The sequence below is a fragment of the Nonomuraea sp. NPDC049129 genome, from assembly GCF_040648495.1.
In the GTDB taxonomy this organism is placed as follows: Bacteria; Actinomycetota; Actinomycetes; order Streptosporangiales; family Streptosporangiaceae; genus Nonomuraea.
In genome coordinates, this window is sequence record NZ_JBEZDU010000028.1 from 101646 (window position 1) to 120735 (window position 19090).

15 protein-coding genes are annotated in these 19090 nt (G+C 68.2%); 7 read left to right on the forward strand and 8 right to left on the reverse strand.

Annotated elements, in window-relative coordinates:
- Window positions 1-197 precede the first annotated feature (197 nt).
- The 3 genes from AB0B64_RS50390 to AB0B64_RS50400 are packed head-to-tail and all read left to right on the forward strand — an operon-like array spanning window position 198 to window position 2724.
- Window positions 198-2120 carry a S8 family serine peptidase gene (locus tag AB0B64_RS50390; protein WP_358196599.1) on the forward strand — a complete coding sequence of 641 codons (1923 nt, stop codon included), beginning with the start codon at window positions 198-200 and terminating at the stop codon, window positions 2118-2120.
- Window positions 2117-2521 (forward strand): VOC family protein, encoded by a 405-nt coding sequence (locus AB0B64_RS50395; protein WP_358196611.1) that lies wholly within the window; start codon window positions 2117-2119, stop codon window positions 2519-2521. Before AB0B64_RS50390 ends, AB0B64_RS50395 begins: the two co-directional genes overlap by 4 nt.
- Window positions 2518-2724 (forward strand): hypothetical protein, encoded by a 207-nt coding sequence (locus tag AB0B64_RS50400; RefSeq protein ID WP_358196616.1) that lies wholly within the window; start codon window positions 2518-2520, stop codon window positions 2722-2724. Before AB0B64_RS50395 ends, AB0B64_RS50400 begins: the two co-directional genes overlap by 4 nt.
- Before the next feature lie 255 nt (window positions 2725-2979).
- Here the strand turns inward: AB0B64_RS50400 and AB0B64_RS50405 are convergent, their stop codons facing one another.
- Window positions 2980-4098: a virginiamycin B lyase gene (locus AB0B64_RS50405; RefSeq protein ID WP_358196620.1), complete on the reverse strand. Its 1119-nt coding sequence runs from the start codon at window positions 4096-4098 to the stop codon at window positions 2980-2982.
- Window positions 4099-4437: 339 nt separating this feature from the next.
- Window positions 4438-4989, reverse strand: a complete 552-nt coding sequence (locus tag AB0B64_RS50410) for a hypothetical protein (protein WP_358196625.1) — start codon at window positions 4987-4989, stop codon at window positions 4438-4440.
- A 348-nt stretch (window positions 4990-5337) separates the two neighbouring features.
- Here AB0B64_RS50410 and AB0B64_RS50415 point away from each other — a divergent pair, with 348 nt between their 5' ends.
- Together AB0B64_RS50415 and AB0B64_RS50420 are read left to right on the forward strand one after the other, a co-directional pair.
- Window positions 5338-5931 (forward strand): hypothetical protein, encoded by a 594-nt coding sequence (locus AB0B64_RS50415; protein ID WP_357958882.1) that lies wholly within the window; start codon window positions 5338-5340, stop codon window positions 5929-5931.
- 4 nt (window positions 5932-5935) lie between these two features.
- A complete protein-coding gene (locus AB0B64_RS50420) occupies window positions 5936-7060 on the forward strand; it encodes a hypothetical protein (protein ID WP_358196637.1) in 1125 nt (374 codons plus the stop codon).
- A gap of 299 nt (window positions 7061-7359) precedes the next feature.
- Here the strand turns inward: AB0B64_RS50420 and AB0B64_RS50425 are convergent, their stop codons facing one another.
- The 4 genes from AB0B64_RS50425 to AB0B64_RS50440 all read right to left on the reverse strand — a co-directional run bounded on the left by AB0B64_RS50425 (window position 7360) and on the right by AB0B64_RS50440 (window position 11435).
- Window positions 7360-9354 (reverse strand): aconitate hydratase, encoded by a 1995-nt coding sequence (locus tag AB0B64_RS50425; protein WP_358196644.1) that lies wholly within the window; start codon window positions 9352-9354, stop codon window positions 7360-7362.
- A 175-nt stretch (window positions 9355-9529) separates the two neighbouring features.
- The gene (locus AB0B64_RS50430) at window positions 9530-9892 is read right to left on the reverse strand and encodes a DUF488 family protein (RefSeq protein WP_357958888.1); all 363 of its coding nucleotides are present in this window, start codon (window positions 9890-9892) and stop codon (window positions 9530-9532) included.
- A 60-nt stretch (window positions 9893-9952) separates the two neighbouring features.
- On the reverse strand, window positions 9953-11194 hold the full coding sequence (locus AB0B64_RS50435; protein WP_358196658.1) for an FAD-dependent oxidoreductase: 1242 nt from the start codon (window positions 11192-11194) through the stop codon (window positions 9953-9955).
- A complete protein-coding gene (locus tag AB0B64_RS50440; protein ID WP_358196760.1) occupies window positions 11184-11435 on the reverse strand; it encodes a transaldolase family protein in 252 nt (83 codons plus the stop codon). The genes AB0B64_RS50435 and AB0B64_RS50440 overlap by 11 nt, the downstream gene beginning before the upstream one ends.
- A gap of 581 nt (window positions 11436-12016) precedes the next feature.
- Between AB0B64_RS50440 and AB0B64_RS50445 the strand changes: the two genes are divergently transcribed.
- Both AB0B64_RS50445 and AB0B64_RS50450 read left to right on the forward strand, forming a co-directional pair.
- Window positions 12017-13129 carry a helix-turn-helix domain-containing protein gene (locus AB0B64_RS50445; RefSeq protein WP_357958893.1) on the forward strand — a complete coding sequence of 371 codons (1113 nt, stop codon included), beginning with the start codon at window positions 12017-12019 and terminating at the stop codon, window positions 13127-13129.
- A gap of 115 nt (window positions 13130-13244) precedes the next feature.
- The gene (locus tag AB0B64_RS50450) at window positions 13245-13805 is read left to right on the forward strand and encodes a GNAT family protein (RefSeq protein ID WP_357958895.1); all 561 of its coding nucleotides are present in this window, start codon (window positions 13245-13247) and stop codon (window positions 13803-13805) included.
- Between the two features lie 56 nt (window positions 13806-13861).
- On the opposite strand, the gene AB0B64_RS50455 is transcribed toward AB0B64_RS50450, so the two are convergent.
- Together AB0B64_RS50455 and AB0B64_RS50460 are read right to left on the reverse strand one after the other, a co-directional pair.
- Complete coding sequence (locus AB0B64_RS50455; protein ID WP_358196690.1) at window positions 13862-15901, reverse strand: hypothetical protein; 2040 nt, start codon at window positions 15899-15901, stop codon at window positions 13862-13864.
- Between the two features lie 82 nt (window positions 15902-15983).
- Window positions 15984-19067 (reverse strand): hypothetical protein, encoded by a 3084-nt coding sequence (locus AB0B64_RS50460; protein ID WP_357958900.1) that lies wholly within the window; start codon window positions 19065-19067, stop codon window positions 15984-15986.
- Window positions 19068-19090: the final 23 nt, after the last annotated feature.

Genomic DNA, 19090 nt, shown 5'->3' on the forward strand with positions numbered 1-19090 from the left:
CGATTAGCCATCGTCACGGCGGTCACCGCGGTGATCCTGCCCCTGCTGGCCGTCCTTCCCGGGCAGGCGGCCGTCGCCGCCACGGCGTCGGACAGCGACCAGCCCGTCGGCCCCGGCCAGTACTTCGCCGACACCAAGACCTTCGAGCTCAACGAGATCGAAGGTCTTGGTGTCGCGCGATCGGCCGCAAGCACGGCGTGGCCGCCATCGACGGCAGCCTGGCCCAGCCGAAGGCGGTGCCGGCCTCCCGCGCCGACCTGTCGGTGTTCGGGCCGGGCTGGCAGGCCGAGTTCCTCGGCGGCATGACCGGCAGGAAACTCGAAGTCCTCAGCGACGCCGTCCAGGTCACCGAGCTCGACTCGGGGGAGAAAACCCGATACGCGCTCAAGAGCAGCGTCTCCTTCCCCGACGGCGGCGGGGTGCGGCGCTACGAGGCCGAAGGCGGCGCCAAACTCACCGAGACCACCCGGTGGGGCGGGACGCCATGCGTGCTCAGCTTCACCAGCGCCCAGCTGGCCGGGCTGGAGAAGGTACGGGAGCTGAACGGCGAGCTGCCCATCGTGGCGGCCAACCTGAGTCTAGGCGGCGGCCGGAACACCGCGCCCTGCGACGGCGACCCCCGCAAGCTGGCCATCGACAACCTCCTGGCCGCCGGGGTGGCCACGGTGGTCGCCGCGGGCAACGACGGCTACACGGACGCGATCAGCGCTCCGGCCTGCGTCTCCTCGGCCATCGCCGTGGGCAGCACCACCAACGAGGACGCGGTCTCCTCCTTCAGCAACCGCGGCCCGCTCCTGGACCTCTTCGCTCCGGAAACCGACATCATCTCCTCGGTGCCCGGTGACGCGTGGCGCTCCATGAGCGGTACGTCCATGGCCGCCCCCCACGTCGCCGGCTCCCTGGCCGTGCTGCGCCAGGCATTCCCCAACGCGAGCGTGACCGAGCTGGAATCGATGCTCAAGGAGAACGGCAGGAGCATCAGCTATCCCGGCGCCACGACGCCGCGGATCCAGCTCGACGACGCCGCCCTGGGCGCGACGCCGAGACCGGGGCCCGACCAGTACTTCAACACCCGCGGCCGGATCCTGGACAGCGTCCAGCTCAGCGCCAACTCCACCATGGCGGTGCAGGTCGTCGGCGTGGCCGGACTGCCCGCGACGGGGATCCGCGCGGTCGCGCTCAACATCGCCGCCAAGGGCGACTGGTTCAACTCGGGCTCCCTTGCGGTGTACCCCTCCGACGAAGCGGAGCCGGAGAGCAACGTGCTCTTCTACGACAGCAGCCGCTACACCTCCACCATGGTCATCGCGAAGGTCGGCGCGGACGGGAAGGTCAAGGTGGTGAACAGGAGCGGCGCGCCGGTGCGCGTGACGCTCGACGTCCACGGCCACACCCGCGCCCAGGCCGACGCCGCCGTGGGCGGCACCTACATGCCGATCTCCCCGGTACGGCCGGCGGAGCGGACCGTCATCCCGGCCTGGGGCAACGTCCAGCTGGCCACCTCCAGCATGTCCGGCGTCCCCGCCTCCGGAGTGGACACGGTCGCGCTCACGGTGATGGTCAAGAGCGCCGCCACCGGGACGATACGGGTCTACGCCGCCGGGGACATCTATCCCATCGACGCCAACATCGACTACCCGGCCAACACCGCGGCGCAGTTCTTCACCATCGTCAAGCCCGGCCCCGACGGGAAGATCAACCTGCACAATCTCGGCGCCAATACGGTGGAGATCTCCGTCGACGTGAGCGGCTACTACACCTCGGCCCAGCGGGGATCGACCACCAAGGCGATCCGGCCGGCGTCGGTGACCAAAGCCGTCACCATCTCCGCGGGCGGGACCCGCGTGCTCAGGTTCACCGGGGTGCCGGACATCCCCTCGTCCGGCGTCGCCGCCGTCGGCTTGTCCGTCGCCGCGAAGGCGAGCGCGGCCGGGATCGTCTCGGTGGTGCCCCAGAGCGGCCCGAACACCGTCCGGGTGGTGGCGTACCCGGCGGGCAAGGACACCAGCGGCTTCACGACGGCCGCGCTGCGGCAGGACGGGACGGTCGTGCTGAAGAACGAGGGCACCTCGCAGGTGACCGTCTCCGTGGACGCCTACGCGTACTTCCCGGCCCGATGACCCGTCGTTCATGCTCCCCCGATCGCGCCGGCACCGAGGTGGAAGGAGAGCGTAGTCCAGAGCGAGCCCTTCGCGATTGCGAGGGAAGATCGGGGAAGGGCCTGCGACCGGGTTCTGACCATGGGGAATCTGCCGCGGACAGCAGCTCTTTCCAGCCGGGAGGTGCCCAGCGAGTCTCCCTTCCAGAGGCCGCCCCCCGAGTGCGGTTGGCGTCGGTGGTGATGTTCGTCCGCGATCTGGACGTCAGCGTGGATTTCTACCGTGAGCTCCTGGGGATGGAGGTCAGGGTCCGCAGTGCCACCGCGGCCCTGCTGGTCAGCGCGGACAGCCTCCAGGTTTACCTTCGCGCAATGGGTACCAATGCCCCCACGCGCTGGGCACCGTCGGCATTCAGTACGTGATCTGGACCGCGGCTGACGAGCAGGACCTGCGGCGCTGCGAGCAGTTCCTCAAAGACGCAAAAGCCCATGTCCACACGCGGACCAGTGGCGGCTTCACCCTGGTTGAAGGCAGTGATCCGAGCGGCGCCCCGGTGATGGTGGCATTTCCTGGCCCGGACTTGGCGATGCGCCATGGGATCATGACGCGGATCTATGCCTGGTGAGGACATGCCTGTCCGTGCGTAGTCGCGCTGAGGGCCGGGCCGTCGTCCGATTCGGTCAACGGCCGGTCATGTTGGGCCGGCGCTGATCATCGGTTGCATCAGCCGCCGCAGGACCTGCCGTGCGGCCGTCGAGCGCCGCGCCGACCGTTGGTCCGGATGAAGGATCCGGGACCTGCCCACCGGATGCGAAATCTTCGGACGAGAGCTCGGCCGGCAGCCGCGCCACGCAGGCGATGAGGCTGCCGGCCGGTCTGGTCAGGGGGTGACGATGGCGAGCTGGTCGACGGGGTTCTCGGTGACCCAGAGGTTGTCATCGGATCCGACGGCGATCTGCATGGGGCCGGCGTAGCTGGTCGGGAGACCGTATTCGCTGATGGTGCCGGTTGTGGTGATGTTGGCGACGTTGTTGGCGCTCTGTTCGACGAACCACACGTTGTCGTCCAGGCCGAGGGTCATTCCCCAGGGGAAGCTGTTGGGATCGCTGAGGGAGTAGTCGGTGAAGCTCCCGGCGGTGGTGGCCTTGCCGATCCTGCCTTGGGCGTCGGTGTACCACAGGTTGCTGTCGGATCCAGTGACGATCCCTATGGGCAACGCGCCAGTGGGACCGGCGTACTCGGTGACGGTTCCGCTGGTGGTGATCTTCGCGAGACTGCCCAGAAGGGGCTCGGTGAACCACAGGTTGCTGTCGGGGCCAGTGGTGATGAACATGGGGTAGGCGCCGGAAGTGGGCAGACTGTATTCGGTGATCGTCCCGGACGTGGTGATCTTTCCGACCTTGTCGGCGTTGGTCTCGGTGAACCACAGGTTGCCGTCCGGACCGGAAGTGATGCCCCATGGGTAGGCGCCGGAAGTGGGCAGACTGTATTCGGTGATCGTCCCGGACGTGGTGATGCGCCCGATCTTGTTGGCGTTCGCTTCAGTGAACCACACGGCGCCGTCAGATCCGGTGGTGATGTGGCCGGGCTGTGAGTCCGCGTTGGGCAGGCTGTATTCGGTGTACACGCCGCCCGGGGTGACTTTCCCGATCTTGTTGGCGTAGTTCTCGGTGAACCAGATGTTGCCGTCCGGACCGGAGGTGATTCCGACAGGGCTCGCTTGGTTGGTCGGTACGGAGCTCTCGTTGATCGTCGGTGTGCGCAGGGAGTCGGCTATGCGCATCGGGGCGTTCGCGTGCCGGTCGGCGGGCGGGAAGATGCACCGGATGTGCCTATGGTGCGGCCGCTGCTTGAGCATGAGGCAGAGCTTGACCCAGGGGCGTAGGGGCGAGGGGAGGTGGGGTGGCTTGGCGTCGGATGCGGCGGCTGGTATGTGGGCCGCCAGGAGCAGGGCCATGACGGCGAGTGGATATCCGAGGATTCTGGAGCGTCGACGCATGACATCCCCTTTCAGGAAGAATGGAAATATATCGGCTGAATGAGCGGCTTTTACCGCCACAAGCAATGTCTGGAATGCTCGAATATCCGCCGCGAACACCGCCGAATAATCGATACTTCGGACATTCCTCACCTCCGCCCGGCTCAGCCGTCCCAATATCTCCCGGCGCCACTGTTCCACCTCGGCCGTCTTCGTTTGTGGCCGGTCATGAGTCCGCCAATTCACCGGCCGGGTTGCCAAAGCAGTGGGCGGGCGGTTAGTGGGAAATGTCGGCTTCGCCGCAACGAGCCCCTATGAAGACGTCGAACCGGGGCCCGCGCGATGGCGGGAAGCGAGTGATCAGGTAACCGTGTGGGTGATGACGCCGGTGTAGTGGCCAAAGACGGCCGCGATCGGGACGCTGATCACGAGTGTCGGCTGCCAGCTGGTGGTGGTGCTGAGCGGCGCCTTGGTCCCCTTGAACGCGATCACCGGCGAAGACAGCGGAACCTTGTCCGCCGCGGTGGGCTGCCCCGGGACGCGGGTGCCACCGCCCGATTGGCTGGTGGCCGGGCCGGACCAGTACGCGACGTTGCCTTTGGTGATCGTCTCGCCCGCGCTCCCGCCGCCGGTGGTGAAGTTGGTGGACGTCACCGTCGCTGTCCAGGTCAGGGACCCGTTACGGGAATCCTCCACGGTGATCGTGCCCATGCTGGCGCTGCGCGTGTTGCCCTGAGTGCCGTTTCCCAGGCTGGCCGAGGCAGGCACGGTGATCGTGAGGGTGTTGACGTGCAAGGCGAACGTGGAGTTCGTCGCGGCACCGATGGCACCGGCGGCGGCCACGGGAACCGCGGGAGCACCGAGCGCGAGGCTCACGACGATCGACGCCATCAGCGAGGCGAATGTCCCCACGTATCTCCCTCGATTCCGATGAATCTGCATGAGCCGGACCGCCGACCGTTCAGGCGACAAGCGAATGCCGTCGGCAGTCTAAGTGGGGAATGGCGGGCCGCGTTCATAGGGCAATCCCCGCGTCCGGTAAATTCATCGCCAAACATGATGCAGGATTTGGGCGGACACCTCACAGAACGGGGGCGGCTACCAGGCCAATCACGGCATTCGAAGGCTTGGCGTTTTTTGGTGGGGCGATTAACTGTATCGGCAGAGGAGTCGCTTTCACTCCGTGTTAATGTTCCCACACCCTGTGCCCGGAGCGGGCCGGGTTTTCGATATCTGCGAGTTCAAGGAGAATTCACCAGCATGAAAGCTCTTTTGCGGACCGGCCTGGTGGGATTGGCGGGGGTGATGACGCTGGGAACGCTGACCGGAATGCCGGCCGAAGCCGCCACCTGTGCCAACAACACGGCGTGCAACACCACGGTCACCTTCGATGTGACCGTGGGTGCGCTGGAGATCACCGTGCCCAACAGCACGGTCGACCTGACCAATGACGCGGCACCGGGCGGCTACTCCTCCGGCCAGCTGGGGGCGGTCACCGTGAACGACGCGCGCGGCTCGGCCACCCCCACCTGGACGGCGTCCGTGACCTCGACGGCCTTCACCACCGGCGGCGGTGACGACCCCGGGGAGACCATCTCCAACGCCAGCGTGTCCTACTGCTCGGGAACCGCCTCCGCCACGAGCGGCAACGGAACCTTCACCGCCGGCCAGACCGGCTGTGCCGCACCGCCTCCCGCGACGGGACAGGCCTTGAGCGCCTCGCGCACCGCCTACAGCCATTCGGGCGGCACCGGCAGCAACTCAGCGACATGGAACCCGCTGATCACCATCGCAACCGCCCTGAGCAACGTGGCAGGCCAGTACACCGGTACGATCACGCACACGGTGACCTGACCACGTGGGCCTGCGCACCATGCTGCTCTCCTCGCCGCCGCTCTCCTCGCCGCCGCTCTCCTCGCCGCCGCTCTCCTCGCCGCCGCTCTTCTCGCCGCCGCTCTTCTCGCCACTGCTCTCCTTGTTCGGGGCGCTGACGCTGCTGCTCAGCTCGGTCTGCGCCCCCGCCCTCGCGCAAGGCGGATCGGGCGGTTCTGACCCGTCCCACAGCGCCCCCCGCGGCGTCATCGGCATCAAGCTGCTGGAGGCCTCCGCCAACCGTCGCGACGATCCCCGCGCCTACCTGTACATCGTCGACCACATCAACCCCGGCTCCAAGATCTCCCGGCGCTTCGAAATCGAGAACACCTCCAGCAGCCCCCAGCGCATCACGGTCTATCCCGGTGCGGCGGAGATCCGCGACGGCAAGTTCGTGCCGTCGCCGGAGCGCGACGCCAACGAGCTGAGTTCGTGGGTGTCCATCAACCGCACCGAGCTGGTCGCGCCGCCGCACAGCCACATCCCGCTCAAGGCGACGATCAGCATTCCCCAGACCGCCACCAAGGGAGAACGGTACGGCGCCATCTTCGCTGAGGCGACCTCCCCAGCCGCACCCGGCTCCGCTCCCAACGTCCAAATGATCAACCGGGTCGGCATCAGGATCTATCTCGACGTCGGCCCCGGTGGTGACCCGCCGTCGGACTTCCGCATCGACCGGCTGACCCCCGGCCGCACAGCCGACGGCATGCCCGTCGTCCAGGCCGCGGTGCACAACACCGGACAGCGCGCCCTGGACATCAGCGGGCAGATGCGGCTGAGCGAGGGGCCCGGCGGACTCGGCGCCGGACCGTTCCCAGCCCAGCTGGGCACCACGCTGGCGATCAACGCGAGTGCACCGGTCTCCGTCGTGCTCGACGAACGGCTGCCCGAGGGCCCGTGGAAGGTCGAACTCCTGCTGGAAAGCGGCCGTATCCACCGCACCGTCACCGCGACACTCCTCTTCCCCGGTAAACCCGCCAGCTGGGGTATCCCGACATTGATCGACTCGTCTTGGCCGTGGGTCCTCATCATCGGCCTCGTCACGACGGTCGTGGCCACTCTGGTCCTCGCCCTGTGCCTTTCCCGGCGACGTCGAACCCGGCTCACCTAGTCCGCGACCACCCGCCGCCTGGGGCGGGTGACTAGACGGTGCAGCGCAGAGGGAGTCCGTCGATGACCCCGACTGCGCTGGACGGCACTCTGATCCCCATCGACCGCTACCCACCCTCGCCGACCGGCAATTCGCTGAGATCACTTCACTTAGTTCTCCTTTGAGTGCGCCGCTAACGCGGGGAGAGGGGAACGTCGCCGATTACGCTGGGGGCCGGCGGTAATGCGTCGGAGCACGCGGTCAGCCGACGTGAGCCCGGCTCCGCAGACGGATGGCGGATGCGGCGGCGGCTTGTTGTTTTACCGGGCGTCGTGCGAGGTAGGCGGTACGGGTGATTGACTGCTCTTTCGCGCGCGGAGCCAGGGAATCAGCCCACCGGCCAGCAGCATCGCGATCTGCCGGTCGGACAGTCGGTGTCGGGTGGAGTACAGCTGGTCTCGGCTGGTGTTGTGCACGGTGATCTCGGTGCCGCCGGAGGCGATCGCGTGCCGTACGTCGTCCAGCACGAGAACATCGCCCTGTTCGACGCGGTGGTAGTCGTCGGAGTCGGCGAACTCCAGCGCGAGCACGCCGAAGTTGGCCAGGTTCTGCCAGTGGATGCGCGCGAAGGACACCGCCAGCACCACGCGCAGGCCGAGATAGCGGGGGGCGATGACGGCGTGTTCACGCGAGGAACCCTGTCCGTAGTTGGCGCCGCCGACGACGATGTGCCCGCTGCCGTGGGAGGCGTGTGCCCGGCCGACGTAGTTCTCATCGATGGGGGCGAAGGTGAACTCGGCCAGTTTGGGGATGTTGCTGCGGTAGGGCAACACCCGCGCTCCGGCGGGCAGGATCTCGTCGGTGGAGACGTCATCGCCGACCTTGAGGGCGACCGGCGCCTCCATGCGGTCGGGAAGCGGCGGGAAGTCGGGCAGCGAGGAGATGTTCGCTCCCTTGATCAGTTCGGCCTGACCGGCGTGCGTCGAGGGCGGCGGTTCGAGCATGGCGGTGTTCACGCTGGACTCGGCCGGCAACTCCAGGTGCGGATGGTCGATGCCGAGTAGGTGCGGCAAGTCGCGAGGGTCGGTGATCTGGCCGGTGAGAGCGGCCGCGGCGGCGGTCTCGGGGGAACAGAGGAAGACCGAGTCCTCACGGGTTCCGGACCGTCCGGGAAAATTGCGAGGGACGGTGCGCAGGCTGTTGCGCCCGCCGGCCGGCGCCTGGCCCATGCCGATGCACCCCATGCAGCCGGACTGGTGCAGCCGCGCACCGGCCGAGATCAGCGAGAACGTGGCACCCATCTTCGTGAGGTCCTGGAGGATCTGCCGCGAGCTCGGGTTGATGTCCAACGACACCCTCGGATGCGCCTGCCGCCCGGAAACGATGGCGGCGACGACTGCGAAATCGCGCAATCCTGGGTTGGCTGACGAGCCGACCACCACCTGGTCCACCTGCCGACCGGCTACCTCGCGCACCGTGACCACGTTTCCCGGTGAGCTGGGCAGCGCGATCAGCGGCTCCAGACTCGACAGGTCGATCTCGTCAGTGACGTCGTAGGTGGCGTCCGCGTCGGCGAGCAGTTCGACGAAGTCGTGCTCGCGGCGTTCTGCACGCAGGAACTCCCTGACCTGATCGTCGGCCGGGAACACCGTGGTGGTCGCGCCCAGTTCGGCCCCCATGTTCGCGATCACATGCCGGTCCATGGCGGTCAGATGCGCCAGCCCAGGGCCGTGGTATTCGATGATCCGGTTCACGCCGCCTTTGACGCCGTGCCGGCGCAGCATTTCGAGAATGACGTCCTTGGCGCTGACCCAGGCCGGCAGTTCGCCGGTTAGCCGAACTCCCCAGATGTCGGGCATCCGCAGGTACACCGGTTCACCGGCTATCGCCATCGCTACCTCGATGCCGCCCAGGCCGATCGCCAGCATCCCCAGCGATCCCGCCGCCGGTGTGTGGCTGTCGGAGCCGACGAGCGTCTTGCCGGGGATGCCGAAGCGCTGCATGTGGGTCGGGTGGGAGACACCGTTGCCCGGCTTGGAGTACCACAGTCCGAATCGATGGCAGGCTGAACGCAGAAAGGTGTGGTCCTCTGCGTTCTTGCTGTCGGTCTGCAACAGGTTGTGATCGACATACTGCACCGACACCTCGGTGCGTGCTCGGTCCAGGCCCAGCGCTTCCAGTTCGAGCATCACCAAAGTGCCGGTCGCGTCCTGGGTGAGGGTTTGGTCGATACGCACTGCGATCTCTTGCCCGGCGGTCATATCGCCGGACACCAGGTGAGCTGCGATCAGTTTCTGCGCGATGTTGTGCCCCATGCCGCGCCTCCTGGCCCTGCGTCAAAGAGTCTGCTCTCGCCTCCGCGCGTTGGCCGCGCCGATGGCGTTCCGGCCTGTTGCCGGTGATCAGGTAGGCATCGTGGTGGTGCGGGCTGACGGCTGATGCCTGTGCGTATCGGCCCTACGAGCACGGCTGTCCTGCCGGCGGCCGTGGTCACTGCTGGAGCAGTTCGGCGAGCACGGCGGCCTCGCTGATCTCGGGCTGTTTGGTCGCGGTGAGCAGGGTCAGCACTCCGCTGTTCGCGAGCTCGCGCAGGTGCGTCACCGCGGCTGCCCGTTCGGGATCTGCCAGTTCGCTGCGGTAGCGGCGGCCGAACTCCGCGAAGAGCTCGGGATCGTGGTGATACCAGGTACGCAGCTCTGTCGACGGAGCGACCTGTTTGCACCATTCGTCGAGGCCGGCCTTGATTTTGGTCAGCCCTCGCGGCCAGATCCGGTCCACCAGCACCCTGGTGCCGTCGTCTCCCGCCGGCTCCTCATAGACCCGGCGCACCTGAACCTTGCCCTTGCCTGCCATGGTTGCCTCCTCACGGTCGTGCGCGTCCCTGTATGGCGGGCGCCTTCATCCGTCTCCTGCCTAGGGCGAAGCGCCGACCAGCGAGCCCAGCGGTGTCCTGGGATCGCCCAGCGCGCTGGTGTCCACTCGTTCGCCCGAACGTACGAGATCTTGGATGGCGTCGTTGACGTCCCAGATGTTGACGTTCATACCGGCCAGCACCCGCCCGCCGCGCAGCCAGAACGCGACGAAGTGACGCGTCTGTACGTCACCGCGGAAGATCACCTCGTCATATTCGTCAGGTTCGACGTAACCGGAATACTCCATTCCGAGGTCGTACTGATCGGTAAAGAAGTACGGCAGCCGGTCGTAGCGGACGTCCTCGCCGAGCATGGCCTTGGCCGCGACCTGCGGTTGGTGCAGCGCGTTGGCCCAGTGCTCGACGCGGATGTGCTTGCCCAGCAGACGGTGGAAGGCGTTGGCCACGTCGCCGGCGGCGTAGATGTCCAGGTCGGAGGTGCGTAGTCGCGCGGTGACCTGGACGCCGTTGTCCACCCTTAGCCCCGCGGAGAGCGCGAGCCCGCTGTTGGGGATGATGCCGATTCCGACGATGATCGCGTCGGCGTCGATCTGGCTGCCGTCGGCCAGCCGGACGCCCACGGCCTGGCCGCCACGGCCGACGATCTCGGCGACCCGCACGCCGCAGCGCAGGTCGACACCGTGCTCGCGGTGCAGCCCGGCGAAGACCTTGGCGACCTCGCGGCCGAGCACCCGCAGCAGCGGCAACTCCGCGCTCTCCAGGACGGTCACCTCGGCTCCGGCGGCGCGGGCGGCGGCCGCGGTCTCCAGCCCGATCCAGCCACCGCCGATGATCGCGACCCGGGACGCGGTTGGGAAGACCGCCTTGAGCCGGTCGCTGTCTTCGACCCTGCGCAGGTAGAGCACACCATCCAGGTCGGCGCCCGGAATCGGTAGCTGCCGCGGGGAGGAGCCGGTGGCCAGCAGCAGCTTGGTGTAGCCGATCCGGCTGCCGTCGGACAGCCTCACCTCGTGCTCGGCGGGGTCGATGCCGGTGACCGCCGTATCGAGGAGCAGATCGACGTCGTGCTCGCCGTACCACGGCTGCGGGTGGACGTAGATCTCCTCCCGCTCGGTTCTGCCCAGCAGGTAGCCCTTCGACAGCGGCGGCCGCTCGTAGGGGCGTTCGCTCTCCTCACCGACCAGCACGATCCGCCCCTGGAAGCCCTCCTCCCGCAGGGTCTGGGCGGCCTTGGCCCCCGCCAGACCGGCTCCGGCGATCAGGTAGGTCATGTCAACGGCCATGTCCAGCACCTCTGTCGGTTGCTCGTAGGGTGGTGGCCAGTTGCGCGCGCAGCCGGTCCCAGCTCGCCTCGAACGCGGCCACTCCCTCGTCTTCGAGCCTTTGCACGACGTCGTCGTAGTCGATGCCCAGCCGTCGCAGCCGCTCGAGTATCTGCTGGGCGTGCTGGTAGTGCCGGACGCTGCGGGCGCGCGCCCGCAGCCTCCAACGCCGTCCAGCGGGGCGAGGCGAGCGCTGACAAATCCCGTCCGGCCCGCAGGGCGCGTTCCATCCCGTCGAGGAAAGCGTTCATCACCGCTTCGTAACGGGACAGGGAGAAGATCAGCGTGACGTTGACGCTGATTCGATCTGCCAGTGGATCGGCCATGGCCTGGCTCCCTTTCCTTTCGTGCGGTGATGTACATCTACGCCCTTCGTTCAGGACTCCACCAGGGCCGCCATCCCTCTTATGACACCGACGCTACGCCGGGGGACGTCAAGCCGAGTTCTGGTGGTTTCCATGACGATGGAGGCCTTCGTCCACCTCCCGGGAAGCACTGAGGCCTACCGGTCAGCGAGCACTCCGCTGGACGTGACAGGGTCAAGATGTTGGCTGTTCTGCAGAGGTCGCTCGACCGGTATGGATAGCTCCTCCGGTCGCGCGGCAGATGGACGGCGGGGTGGACGTGCCAGTGGTGGCTGTCGCCGGGGCGGCGTCGCGCGTTCCAGGAAGTGGAGCAACTCGACGGGCACAACCGAGTAACTCATCCACCTCAAGCTCAGATGATGTATGCATCCGAATGCCCTTAGTATCCTGTGATCATGGCGGGTACGAAGAGGTCGCGATGGTCAGGCTGACCCGGGCGCAGCAGCAGGAACGCACCAGGGCGGCCGTCCTGGCCGCCGCGCGGGCAGAGTTCGGCGAGCGTGGATACGCCGACGCCAAGGTCGACCGGATCGCGGAGCGGGCGGAGCTGACCCGTGGCGCGGTCTACTCGAACTTCCCGAGCAAGCGCGCGCTCTACCTGGCGGTCCTGGTCGGCTCGATCGAGCACTCGGACGCCCCCGACGACTCGATCGCGCACGCGGACGCCCCTGAGGCGCCGTCGCCACCCGGTCTGGCCGAGGCGATGGGCGCGTTCGCCCGCGGCTGGCTCGAACGCCTGCCGCTGGCCGGCGACACGCCCGCCGACGGGAGCCTGCGGCTGCGCTCGCTGGCCGGGGTCTTCGACGACGAGCCGGGCCGCACCGCGCTGGCGCAGGTCACCCGGCTGGAGGCGCTGCTGCTCGCTCTCGCGCTGGAGTCACGCCCGCCGCACCACACGCGATGCGTACGGCTGGCCGAACTGGTCCTCACACTGCTGAACGGGGCGGGTCACCTGGCCGATACAGCGCCCGGATTCGCCGACCCCTTCGACGTGGCGCGGGCCTGCGAGCACCTGGCCGGCCTCGACCTCGCCGACACGTGGAACCCGCCGCACCTGCCCTTCGTCGCCCCCGCCCGGTCTGTCCAGGAGCGCTGGGAGCCGCCCGCCGAGTTGCCGGATCAGATCACCGGCCGCCGGGCCGGGTTCGGCGCCGACGGTGTGCTCGTGGTCCTCGGGGCCGGCCGGTTGGAGGCGGCGGAGGAAGCCGTCCGCGCCGCCCGGCCGGGCGACCAGATCACCGTGGCGGTGGTGACGGACGACCCCGCCGAGATCGGACGCCTCGTCCGGCTCAGGGTCGGCGACCTCACCGGGTGCCTGCGGCGGGTGTTCGGGCCGGAGGCCCGGCCGGGCCTCCGCCTCGTCCTCGACGACCACGCCACCCTCGCCTCGGCCGTCGGCCTCCCGGACATCGGCGACGCCACCGAGGCCGCGGTACGCGTTCAGGCGGGCGAGATCATCGCCCGAGCCCGCGGACGCGGCGCGGCCCACGCTGTCGCGACCGCGACGTCGCCTGACGGTGCCGGGACATGACATCGCCTGACGATGCCGGGACATGACGTCGCCTGGCGGTGCCGGGAGATGACGTCGCGCCGCCCGTGAGAGGATCCGTTCACCGTTTGGGCTGTTTCGACCGTTGAGGTGAATTATGTACGCGATATCCCTGGGCGACGACGGCGCGGAGCTGCGGCCGCTGGAGCCGTGGCGGGCGGCGGAGTTCCTTGCCCACATGGACCGGGGGCGGGAGTTCATCGGGCAGCACATCGCGCTGCCGGACGCCGTCACGGACCTGGAGTCGAGCCGCTCGTACCTGCGGGCGTACGCCGAGAAGGCCGCGGCCGACGTGGGCCGGATCTACGGCATCTGGACGGACGGCGAGCTGGTCGGCGGGGTGCTCTTCCGGACGATGGACGTCGAGCATGGCAACGCCGAGGTGGGCTGCTGGCTGGAGCCGGCCGCGGCGGGCAAGGGCCTGGTGACCAGGGCCGCGCGCGTGATCATCGATTGGGCCGTCGAGGAGCGGGGCATCCATCGCGTGGAGTGGGTCGTCTCGGCGGAGAACGCGGCCAGCATCGCGGTGGCCCGGCGCCTCGGGATGACGAAAGACGGCGTGCTACGCGAGAGCTACCCGTATCGAGGCAAGCGACTCGACATGGAGGTCTGGTCGGTGCTCGCGCCGGAGTGGCGAGCGAGCAAGCAGGCGCCTTAGAGCGGCTGACCTCACTACCCCTCCACGAGCACCGACCACCCGTCCTGCGGCTGATCTCACTGGACTCCCACGAGCACCGGCCAGCCGCCCCGCGGTGTGAAGGTGGCGGCGGACGGCATGCGCAGTTCGAGCCGCTCGCGGCGCGCCCTGGCCAGCAGCCGGAAATCGCCCAGGAGGCGATCCCCCAACGTCACCGAGCGGTCGACCCGCAACGACTCCAGCACCCACATGTGGGCGTCGAAGATCTGCTGAACGGTGAACTCCGCCTCCCGCCCGTTCGGTATCAGCTCGGTGAGCAGGCGGGTCTTGAGGGTGTGCACATAGGCGATGGTCTTTCCCGGCATCTTCGCCGCCACCGCCGGGTTCTTGGGAATCACCATGGCCATGCCCTCGCCCTTCTCGTCGAACGCCGTGCTCACCCGCGGATCGTTGCGCCAGAAACGCTGCTCGAGAATGTGGTCGACCTCGTACAGATCGCCGCGCCCGCGGTTGAGCTTGGACAGCGAGCGGAAGTCCTCCACTCGTCCGGCGAGCTGGTCGTAGTGCGCGATGTCGGCGCTGCTGAGCTGCCTGAGGCGGCTGTCGGTCCGCTTGGCGTGCTTGAGCACCTCGGCCCAGTTCTTGCCCAGCTCGCTCTCCAGTTCCTGGATGAAGCGGGACTTGCCGCGCTGGCTCAGCGCCCACGAGATCGGGTCGAGTGAGCGCACGATGCCCCGGCTCAGCTTCTTGGCGGAGAAGGCGTTGAACCCGGCCGCCAGGCGGGGGTTGCGGAAGGTCTTGAAGTTGGCCGTCAGGAGCCGTTCCACGACGCGCCGGTCCAGCTCCCGCAGATAGGCGTTGCCCACGAGGTCGTGGAAGCGCTTGAGCACCTGGTCCATCGACAGCTTGCCCGTGGCGAAGCGGGTCAGCATCCGGGCCAGGTCGGTCGCGCCCTTGACGTCCATGCTGCCCACGGCCTCGAGGAACTCCCGCTCCGCGACGCGGCCCACCTCGCTGATCACGTCCTCTTCGAGGACTCGCGCCAGCTTGGTCGCCTTCAGCTCGGTCCGTACGGACCGCAGGACCGAGCGCGGCAGCGCCTTGGCGAACGGCAGCACCGACGTGATCCCGTAGGCCAGGATCTGCCCCCCGCTCACCTCGTTGCCCCAGAAGTCGCGTCCCGTGGCCAGTTCGAAGGTCAGCTGCGAGAGGTCGTAGAGAACGTTGACGTACGGCACGAACTGGATCGCCAGCTCGAACAGGAAGATCAGGGTCGGATGTTCGGGGGCGAAGTGGACCTCGACCTCCTGCGGCTGGAAGGTCGTGTTGTCGAGCACGGTCCCCTGCGGCGGGAACGACGGTATGAACGAGTCATCCAGTCGCAGGGTCTGCACACTGATGAATCCGGCCATGTCCTGCGACGCCGTGGCGTGCACGGTCACGTTGTGCGTGTGCACGACGCGTACCGTGACATGGTCTCCGAAGATGTTGTCGTCGTCCTCGCGCGAATCGACGACGATGTCGTAGACGAAGGCCGCCGGTTTCCCGTCCTTCCTGTTGTCGATGTCGATGGTGACCACATAGCCGTTGAGCACGTTCCGGATGACCACGCCGAGCGGCTTCGTCGTGACGTTGACCGTGGCGGCCTGAGAGAAGAAATCGTCCCGCCGCCCGCGCTCGTCGTCGGTGAAGGGCCCGACCGTGAAGGGCTGCGGCAGCAACCGCCACATCTCGATGACCGACGCGTCAGGCTGCGGGATCAGGTCGTCGTCCTGCGGACGGACGATTTCGATCAAGGGGTTGCGCGGGCCGAGCGCCAGGAGATCGGCCGCGCTCCTCTTGCCCGTGCGCCGGGTGGTCACCGTGACCTGCCGGCCGACCGCGAGCCAGATCTTGGGGAAGGCCCGTTCCGCCGTGGGCGGCAGGTACCTCCAGGTGAAGGGCTGGTGGCCGGTCTCGTTCCAGGGGGGCGCCGTGAGCGTGATCTCCATGGTGGCCCCGAAGACCGGGTCGGCGATGTCGGCGAAGAAGGTCAGCACACCCCGCCCCACCCCCGGCTCGACGTACCCGGTCAGCAGCGGGCCGGTCGCGATGGCCGGCACGACTGGATCTGCCATGTCCGCAATCCTCCATTCATGTCCGCGGACGATCAGGCCGAGGACCGGCGGCGACAGGCCGCCGCCGGTCCATGAGGGGTCGCTAGACCTCCACCCACTCGCCGTCGGCGTCCTGCTCCCAGCGGGGCAGCCGGTCGTCGTCACGCAGCTTCACCAGCGACGTGGGCACGCGCACGATCCACGGGTCCCCCTGCGGCACCTCCGTGCCGGGCCGGTCCAGCCGCTCGGCGATCTCGTCGGCGATGGGCAGGTACAGGGGGTTGGAGATGGTCGGCAGCGGGCCGCCGTTCCAGATCTCGCCGAAGGTGAGGAAGTGGTCGATCGCGCCCTCGAAGCCCGGCCGGGCGGGCACCGAGACCCGGCAGAACCCGGCCCGGAGGAAGTCGGCGAACGCCGGGTCCGGGTCGTCGAAGCCGAGCCGCTCCTCCCACTGGTTCTTGCGCCCCCAGAAGTAGGGGTACGTCACGAACGTCACGTGCTCCCACTCGAAGGCCTGCTCGAAGAAGCGCACGTACGGGCCCTCACCGGCGGCCTCGAACACGTTGATCTCCGGCAGCCCGTTGGCCGGGGAGGTCTCGATGGAGTCGAACAGGTCGTAGTGCTGGTCGGTCAGGATGCTGACGCAGTTCTTCTTCAGCTCCGCCTGCATGAGGGCGAGGTTGGCGGCCGGGTTGCGGCCCTGGATGTCCACCCCGGCCCGTAACTGCAGCGCCGCCAGCTTCTCCTCGTAGTCGGCCACGGCCGCCTTGTGCGCCGTCTCCAGCTTGGCGTGCGTCTCCAGCCGCCACTTGTCCATCGCCCGGTCCGTACGCTGACACTTGACCTCCACGGCCACCGCGACCTGCGCGACGTGGAAGGTGTCGATGGCCACGGCCACCGTGTCGCGCTCGTCGTCCAGCGTCGTGGTCCACAGCCGGTCACCACCGGGCATCCGCTGCGTACGCCGCCCGACCACCACCTCTACCGTGTTGTCGCTCTCCCAGATGTTGCGCACCACGCCCACCGAGGCATAGACGGCCCGATAGCCCTCGTCGATGGCGATCTGGGCCGAGTGGTTGTAGTTGGTGTCGCTGTCGCCGCCACCGGCCTTGAAGTCCAGGGACTTCGTCTTGAACAGCTCGGGCGGCGGCTGCACGTCGGTCGCGCCGGTCTGCTTGACCCAGTACGCGAAATTCATCTCGTTGATCTGGTCCGGGTTGAGGGGAAAGTCCGGGGGCTTGATCAGGTTGCGGGCGGCGGTGTTGGTCTGCTGCATGGAAGCGATGAGGAAGGCCGCCGGCTCGGGCACCATGAAGTCGAACATCGCCCGCAGCCCGTAGTTGAACAACTGGGCCTGGTAGACCTTGTTGACCCACTGGTAGACGCCCGAGATGTTCTCGTTGCCGTGGGTGTTGTCGAGCTCGTGGGTGTTCTTCTCGATCGTCTCGGTCGTGGTCGTCAGCTGGGTGCGGGTCAGCACCCGTTCGGCGATCTTGCGGGAGGTCCGCTCGGTGACGTCCTGCGAGAACCTGGCGGCCGACTTGGTGGCCTCCTGCTTGCTGCGCGCGATGGAGCCCTCGGCGCTGGCGGCGAACTCCACGACCGGGCCGTACCTGCCCGAGATGTTCAGCCCGGCCTTCAGCGCGACGTCCTCCTTGACCGTCTGCTCGGTCTCCCGGGTCATCTCGAACCGGTCGGTGGTCTGCAGGTCGCGGTCCTCGCTGGTGTTGGTCTCCTGCTCGTTGATCGTGATCAGCTCGGTGGTGTCGCGGCGGCTGTGGTCGCGTAACTTGCGCTCGCCGCGCAGCACGCTCTCGATGTGCGCGACGTCGGCCGACTCGTATCCGGTCAGCTGCTGCTTGACCACCAGCAGGTCGGCGATGCCGGCCGGGGCCACCTCGCCCTTGGTGTGCGGGACGCGCCCGTCCAGCGGGAGCGTCGGCAGGGGTACGGAGCCACCCGTGCCGAGCGTTCCCCAGCCGGTCGTCACGGGCGTCCGCACCGTCACGAGGGCGTCGCCGACCCGCAGGAGCGACTGGCGCACCGGATGTCCCGCCACCGCCTCCAGCCGGGCCGCCGTCGCCGCCAGATCGGCCTCCAGCCGGTGGGTGAGCCGGTCGAGCGGCACCGCGGTCAGGTCGAGGCCGCGGTCGGTGAGCAGCGTGCGGGTGGCCGCGGACAGCTGCTCGTTGGCCGTCGGCAGCAGGACGAAGCCGACCTCGGTCAGCGGCGTCGGCTGGAAGTCCGTACGGCCGCGCAGCACCGGGGCGGCCGTCTGCAGCAGCGCCTGGGCCACCGGCGCGTTGATCTCCTCGGTGGTCTCGGCGGCCGTATCGGCCTCCTCCGCGCCTGCGATGGGGATGACCGAGGTCGGGGCGACCCGCTCGCGCAGGTTGCCGTGGAAGGCGCTCAGGGCGGTGGCCACGTTCGTCAGCCGCAGCTGCTCCGGCGGTTGCACCGACCCGCTGCCCGTCTGGGACGTCACGTGGAAGTGCTCGGAGTTCAGCCGGCCCAGCTCCTCCAGTCCGGTCCGCAGGCTCGCGTGCTGGGTCAGCAGTCCGTCGATCTCCTCCTGGCGCGCGGCCACCGCCGCCGCGTGCTGCTCTTGCCGCGCCTGCTCCGCCTCGCGGGTCGACAGCCTGGAGGTCAGGCCGAGGTCGAAGGGCAGGCGGAGCGAACGCCGCAGCCAGCGCCGCAGCTCGTCCAGGTCCTTGGGGAACTTGTCGTCGGCCACGTGGCGGATGATCACCTCGGCGGTACGCAACTGCCGGGTGAGCTGCTCGATGGGCCGTGAGTGCTCCTCCTGGAGCACCTTGATCGCCATCAGGCTGTCCCGCAGCCTCCTGACCGCGTTCTTGAAGTCCGCCAGCTCGGTCACGTCGTCCGGGTCCATCCCGAACACGTCGATGATGGCCTCGCGCACCATTTCCGGTGAGGTGCTCCCGTCGACGGTCTCCATCTCGTCCAGCCGCGCGGCCAGCTCGTCGAGCTCGGCGCCCAGCGGGGTGTCCGCCGGGTCGCCGATGAACTCCGGGCCCGCCACGAACGCCGTGGCGGCCTCCTCTATGGCAGTACGCCGCTGGGGGGCCTCGACGGCCTCCCGCAGTGACTGCTGAAACGGCGTGTCCTGGCTCAGCGGGATGCTGGGATTATCCGGATCCTGCGCCACGGCCGGCCGTGTGAGCATCAATCGAAAGAGATTCTCCATGG

Bases quoted from the DNA above. Each gene is read 5' to 3' on its own strand.
- AB0B64_RS50405 (WP_358196620.1), bottom strand. From the start codon at position 4,098: ATGCGTCGACGCTCCAGAATCCTCGGATATCCACTCGCCGTCATGGCC.
- AB0B64_RS50425 (WP_358196644.1), bottom strand. From the start codon at position 9,354: ATGGGGCACAACATCGCGCAGAAACTGATCGCAGCTCACCTGGTGTCC.
- AB0B64_RS50455 (WP_358196690.1), bottom strand. From the start codon at position 15,901: ATGGCAGATCCAGTCGTGCCGGCCATCGCGACCGGCCCGCTGCTGACC.
- AB0B64_RS50430 (WP_357958888.1), bottom strand. From the start codon at position 9,892: ATGGCAGGCAAGGGCAAGGTTCAGGTGCGCCGGGTCTATGAGGAGCCG.
- AB0B64_RS50445 (WP_357958893.1), top strand. From the start codon at position 12,017: ATGGTCAGGCTGACCCGGGCGCAGCAGCAGGAACGCACCAGGGCGGCC.
- AB0B64_RS50435 (WP_358196658.1), bottom strand. From the start codon at position 11,194: ATGGCCGTTGACATGACCTACCTGATCGCCGGAGCCGGTCTGGCGGGG.
- AB0B64_RS50415 (WP_357958882.1), top strand. From the start codon at position 5,338: ATGAAAGCTCTTTTGCGGACCGGCCTGGTGGGATTGGCGGGGGTGATG.
- AB0B64_RS50450 (WP_357958895.1), top strand. From the start codon at position 13,245: ATGTACGCGATATCCCTGGGCGACGACGGCGCGGAGCTGCGGCCGCTG.
- AB0B64_RS50395 (WP_358196611.1), top strand. From the start codon at position 2,117: ATGACCCGTCGTTCATGCTCCCCCGATCGCGCCGGCACCGAGGTGGAA.
- AB0B64_RS50460 (WP_357958900.1), bottom strand. From the start codon at position 19,067: ATGCTCACACGGCCGGCCGTGGCGCAGGATCCGGATAATCCCAGCATC.